Consider the following 4,090-nt stretch of genomic DNA (forward strand, 5'->3'; position numbering starts at 1 on the left):
ATCTGGCCGCCCTGCCGCATCGCGGTTCCTACGACGCCATCGGGCCGGTCTTCGCCCGCCTCACCGCCTGGGCCGCCGCGCGCGGGCTGATGGGGGCGGAGGCGCGGTCCTTAGGCCTCTACCATGACGACCCGACCTCCATGCCCGACGCCGAACTCCGCGCCCATGCGGCGCTGACCGTGCCGCCCGGCACCCCGCTCGACCCCGGCATGGAGATCATCGCCACCGCCGCCCTGCGCTGCGCCCGGCTGCGCTTCCAGGGCCCCTATGTGGAGATCGAGGCCGCCTATGACCGACTCTATGGCGAATGGCTGCCCGCCTCGGGCGAGGAGCCGGCGGACCAGCCCATGATGGAGGAATACCTCAACGACCCCCGCGCCCTGCCCCCCTCCGAATGGCTGACGGACATCCTGATGCCCCTCAAGCCGCGCTGACGCCACCCCCAGGCCTGTCTTCCGCCATGATCCACACCTATAAGTGGCGAACAGGAGGCCCCCATGCCGCAGACCATCGCCCTTGTGGATGACGACCGGAACATCCTCACCTCGCTCTCCATGACGCTGGAGCAGGAGGGCTACACCGTCCGCACCTACACGGATGGCGAGAGCGCCCTGCAAGGCCTGCTCGGCAAGCCCGCCGACCTCGCGGTGCTGGACATCAAGATGCCCCGCATGGACGGGATGGAGCTGCTGCAGCGGCTGCGCGCGCGCTCGGCCATGCCCGTCATCTTCCTCACCTCCAAGGATGAGGAGGTGGATGAGCTGATGGGCCTGCGCCTCGGCGCCGATGACTACATCACCAAGCCCTTCAGCCAGCGCCTGGTGCTGGAGCGCATCCGCGCCCTGCTGCGCCGCAACGACGCGAGCCGCGCCGAGGCCGCGGGCCAGCCGCCCGGCGGGCTGCTGGTGCGCGGCGACCTGACGCTGGACGAGACAAAGCACACCTGCCTCTGGCGCGGCCAGCCCATCCAGCTGACGGTCACGGAATTCCTGCTGGTGAAGACGCTGGCGCTGCGGCCCGGGCTTGTGAAGAACCGCGACCAACTCATTGATGCGGCTTACGGCGAAAACATTTATGTAGACGACCGCACGATTGACAGCCATGTGAAGCGCGTCCGGAAGAAGTTTCGCGCCGTGGATGACGAGTTCGCGCAGATCGAGACGCTCTACGGCATCGGCTACCGCTACAAGGAACAGTAGCGTGTGATCGTCGGAGGGCTTCAGCCCGGAGGCGTGAATCACCCGCTACAAGGAGCAGTAGCCCCCGGCACAGCGCGGGTAAGATGGTAAGATCGTAAGATGGTAAGGCGGGGGCCCGGAAACCGGGCGGCCCCGCTTGCCCTGTCTGCCCGCCGTGGCTAGGGTCGCCGCCACATCACGGCAGTGCAGCAAAAGAAGGCGCCACGCCCCATGAAGCTCCTCGTTCCCGTCAAGCGGGTGGTGGACTACAACGTCAAGGTTCGCGTGAAGGCGGACAACACGGGCGTCGAGACCGCCAACGTCAAGATGTCCATGAATCCCTTCGACGAGATCGCCGTCGAGGAGGCCGTGCGCCTGAAGGAAAAGGGCGTCGCCACCGAGATCATCGCCGTCTCCTGCGGCCCCACCGCCGCCCAGGAACAGATCCGCACGGCGCTCGCCATGGGCGCGGATCGCGGCATCCTGGTTGAGCATGACGGCGTGCTGGAACCCATCGCGGTCGCCAAGCTGCTCAAGGCGCTGATCGCCAAGGAAAGCCCGGACCTGGTGGTCATGGGCAAGCAGGCCATTGACGACGACATGAACGCCACCGGCCAGATGCTGGCGGCGCTGATGGGCTGGCCCCAGGGCACCTTCGCCTCCAAGGTCGAGATCGCGGACGGCTCGGCCACCGTGACGCGCGAGGTGGATGGCGGGCTCGAGACGGTGAAGCTGAAGCTGCCCGCCGTCGTCACCGCGGACCTCCGCCTGAACGAGCCGCGCTACGCCTCGCTGCCCAACATCATGAAGGCGCGCAAGAAGCCCATCGAGACGATCAAGCCCGCCGATCTCGGCGTGGACGTGACCCCGCGGCTGACCGTGCTGCGCGTCGAGGAACCCGCCAAGCGCCAGGCCGGCGCGCGCGTGGCCTCCGTGCAGGAACTGGTCGAGAAGCTGCGCAACGAAGCGAAGGTGATCTGAGCCATGGCCGTCCTTCTTCTCGCCGACCACGACGGCTCGGCCGTCTCCCAGCCCACCCGCTCCACCCTCGCCGCCGCCCAGAAGCTGGGTGAGGTGCATGTGCTGGTGGTGGGCGAAGGGGCCGCCGGCGCCGCGCCGGCCGCCGCCGCCCTGCCGGGCGTGGCCAAGGTGCTGCTGGCTGAGGATGCCTCCCTCGCCCACCGCCTGGCCGAGCCGCTGGCCGCCCTGCTGGTGCAGCTGGCGCCGGCCTATGACCACCTGATGGCCCCCGCCTCCGCCGCCGGCAAGAACGTGATGCCGCGCGTGGCCGCCCTGCTGGACGTGCAGCCCATCAGCGACGTCTCGGGCGTGGTGGATGCGGACACCTTCATCCGCCCCATCTATGCCGGCAACGCGCTGGCCACCGTGAAGTCCAGCGACGCGAAGAAGGTCATGACCATCCGCGCCGCCAGCTTCGACCCCGTGGCCGCCACGGGCGGTTCCGCCCCGGTGGAGAACGTCGCCGCCGCCGCCGACCCCGGCCAGTCGTCCTTCGTGGGCGCCGAGGTGCAGAAGAGCGAGCGGCCGGAACTGACCGCGGCGCGCGTGGTCGTCTCCGGCGGCCGCGCCATGGGTTCGGCCGAGAATTTTCATCTCATCGAGGGTGTCGCGGACAAGCTCGGTGCCGCCGTGGGTGCTTCCCGCGCGGCCGTGGATGCCGGCTATGCCCCCAACGACATGCAGGTGGGCCAGACCGGCAAGATCGTGGCGCCGGAGCTGTACATCGCCATCGGCATCTCGGGCGCCATCCAGCATTTGGCCGGGATGAAGGACAGCAAGGTCATCGTCGCCATCAACAAGGACGAGGAGGCGCCGATCTTCCAGGTGGCCGATTACGGCCTGGTGGGTGACCTCTTCAAGGTGATCCCGGAACTCCAGGCCGAGCTGGCGAAGGGCTGACGCCATGTCCTTCCGCCTGGCCACGCGCGCCGACCAGCAGGAGGCGCCCGTGGCGGTGCCGGAGATCCGGAGCGTCGGCGTCATCGGCGCCGGGCAGATGGGCAATGGCATCGCGCATGTCTGCGCGCTGGCCGGCCTGCCGGTGACGGTGGTGGACATCAACCCGGCCGCGCTCGACAAGGCCGTGACCACCATCGCGCGCAACATGGAGCGGCAACTCGGCCGCAAGCTCATCACCGAGGAGCAGCGCGACGCCGCACTCGCCCGCATCACCACCGGCACCGACTACGCGCTCTTCGCCGACACCGACTTCGTGGTGGAGGCGGCGACCGAGAAGGAAGCCATCAAGATTGAGGTGTTCAAGGCGCTCTGCCCGCACCTCAAGCCCACGGCGATGGTGGCGTCCAACACCTCCTCCATTTCCATCACCCGCCTGGGCGCGGCCACGGACCGGCCCGAGCGCTTCATCGGCATGCACTTCATGAACCCGGTTCCGGTCATGAAGCTGGTCGAGATTATCCGCGGCATCGCCACCGATGAGCCGACCTATCGCGCCGTGGACGCGCTGGCGAAGAAGCTGGGCAAGCAGACCGCGACGAGCGAGGATTTCCCCGCCTTCATCGTGAACCGCATGCTGGTGCCGATGATCAATGAGGCGGTCTATGCCCTCTATGAGGGCGTGGGCGACATCCGCTCCATTGATACCGCCATGAAGCTGGGCGCCAACCACCCGATGGGGCCGCTGGAACTGGCGGATTTCATCGGGTTGGACACCTGCCTCTCCATCATGCAGGTGCTCTATGACGGGCTCTCCGACAGCAAGTACCGCCCCTGCCCGCTGCTGGTGAAGTATGTGGAGGCCGGGTGGCTCGGCCGGAAGTCGGGCAAGGGCTTCTACGACTACAGCCAGGACCCGCCGGCGCCCACGCGGTGAGAGCATGATGCGTTGAGGCGGAATCGCCGAAAACGCTGAATCATTCTCTCAAAAATGT

At 67.8% G+C, this 4,090-nt stretch carries 5 protein-coding genes; all 5 read left to right on the forward strand.

Going from position 1 to position 4,090, the window contains the following annotated elements; translation table 11 throughout:
- A partial coding sequence (locus tag JTN19_RS13250) for an AraC family transcriptional regulator (protein ID WP_206933566.1) occupies positions 1-434 on the forward strand: 434 nt, incomplete at its 5' end.
- 63 nt (positions 435-497) lie between these two features.
- Positions 498-1,199 (forward strand): response regulator transcription factor, encoded by a 702-nt coding sequence (locus tag JTN19_RS13255; protein WP_206933569.1) that lies wholly within the window; start codon positions 498-500, stop codon positions 1,197-1,199.
- A gap of 210 nt (positions 1,200-1,409) precedes the next feature.
- Positions 1,410-2,159 carry an electron transfer flavoprotein subunit beta/FixA family protein gene (locus tag JTN19_RS13260; protein ID WP_206933571.1) on the forward strand — a complete coding sequence of 250 codons (750 nt, stop codon included), beginning with the start codon at positions 1,410-1,412 and terminating at the stop codon, positions 2,157-2,159.
- A 3-nt stretch (positions 2,160-2,162) separates the two neighbouring features.
- On the forward strand, positions 2,163-3,098 hold the full coding sequence (locus JTN19_RS13265; protein ID WP_206933573.1) for an electron transfer flavoprotein subunit alpha/FixB family protein: 936 nt from the start codon (positions 2,163-2,165) through the stop codon (positions 3,096-3,098).
- A gap of 4 nt (positions 3,099-3,102) precedes the next feature.
- Positions 3,103-4,032, forward strand: a complete 930-nt coding sequence (locus JTN19_RS13270; RefSeq protein ID WP_206933575.1) for a 3-hydroxybutyryl-CoA dehydrogenase — start codon at positions 3,103-3,105, stop codon at positions 4,030-4,032.
- Positions 4,033-4,090 lie beyond the last annotated feature (58 nt).

The organism is Roseococcus thiosulfatophilus, assembly GCF_017311575.1.
In the GTDB taxonomy this organism is placed as follows: domain Bacteria; phylum Pseudomonadota; class Alphaproteobacteria; order Acetobacterales; family Acetobacteraceae; genus Roseococcus; species Roseococcus thiosulfatophilus.

Coding starts and splice junctions, on each gene's coding strand:
- JTN19_RS13255 (WP_206933569.1), top strand. CDS start 498: ATGCCGCAGACCATCGCCCTTGTGGATGACGACCGGAACATCCTCACC.
- JTN19_RS13260 (WP_206933571.1), top strand. CDS start 1,410: ATGAAGCTCCTCGTTCCCGTCAAGCGGGTGGTGGACTACAACGTCAAG.
- JTN19_RS13265 (WP_206933573.1), top strand. CDS start 2,163: ATGGCCGTCCTTCTTCTCGCCGACCACGACGGCTCGGCCGTCTCCCAG.
- JTN19_RS13270 (WP_206933575.1), top strand. CDS start 3,103: ATGTCCTTCCGCCTGGCCACGCGCGCCGACCAGCAGGAGGCGCCCGTG.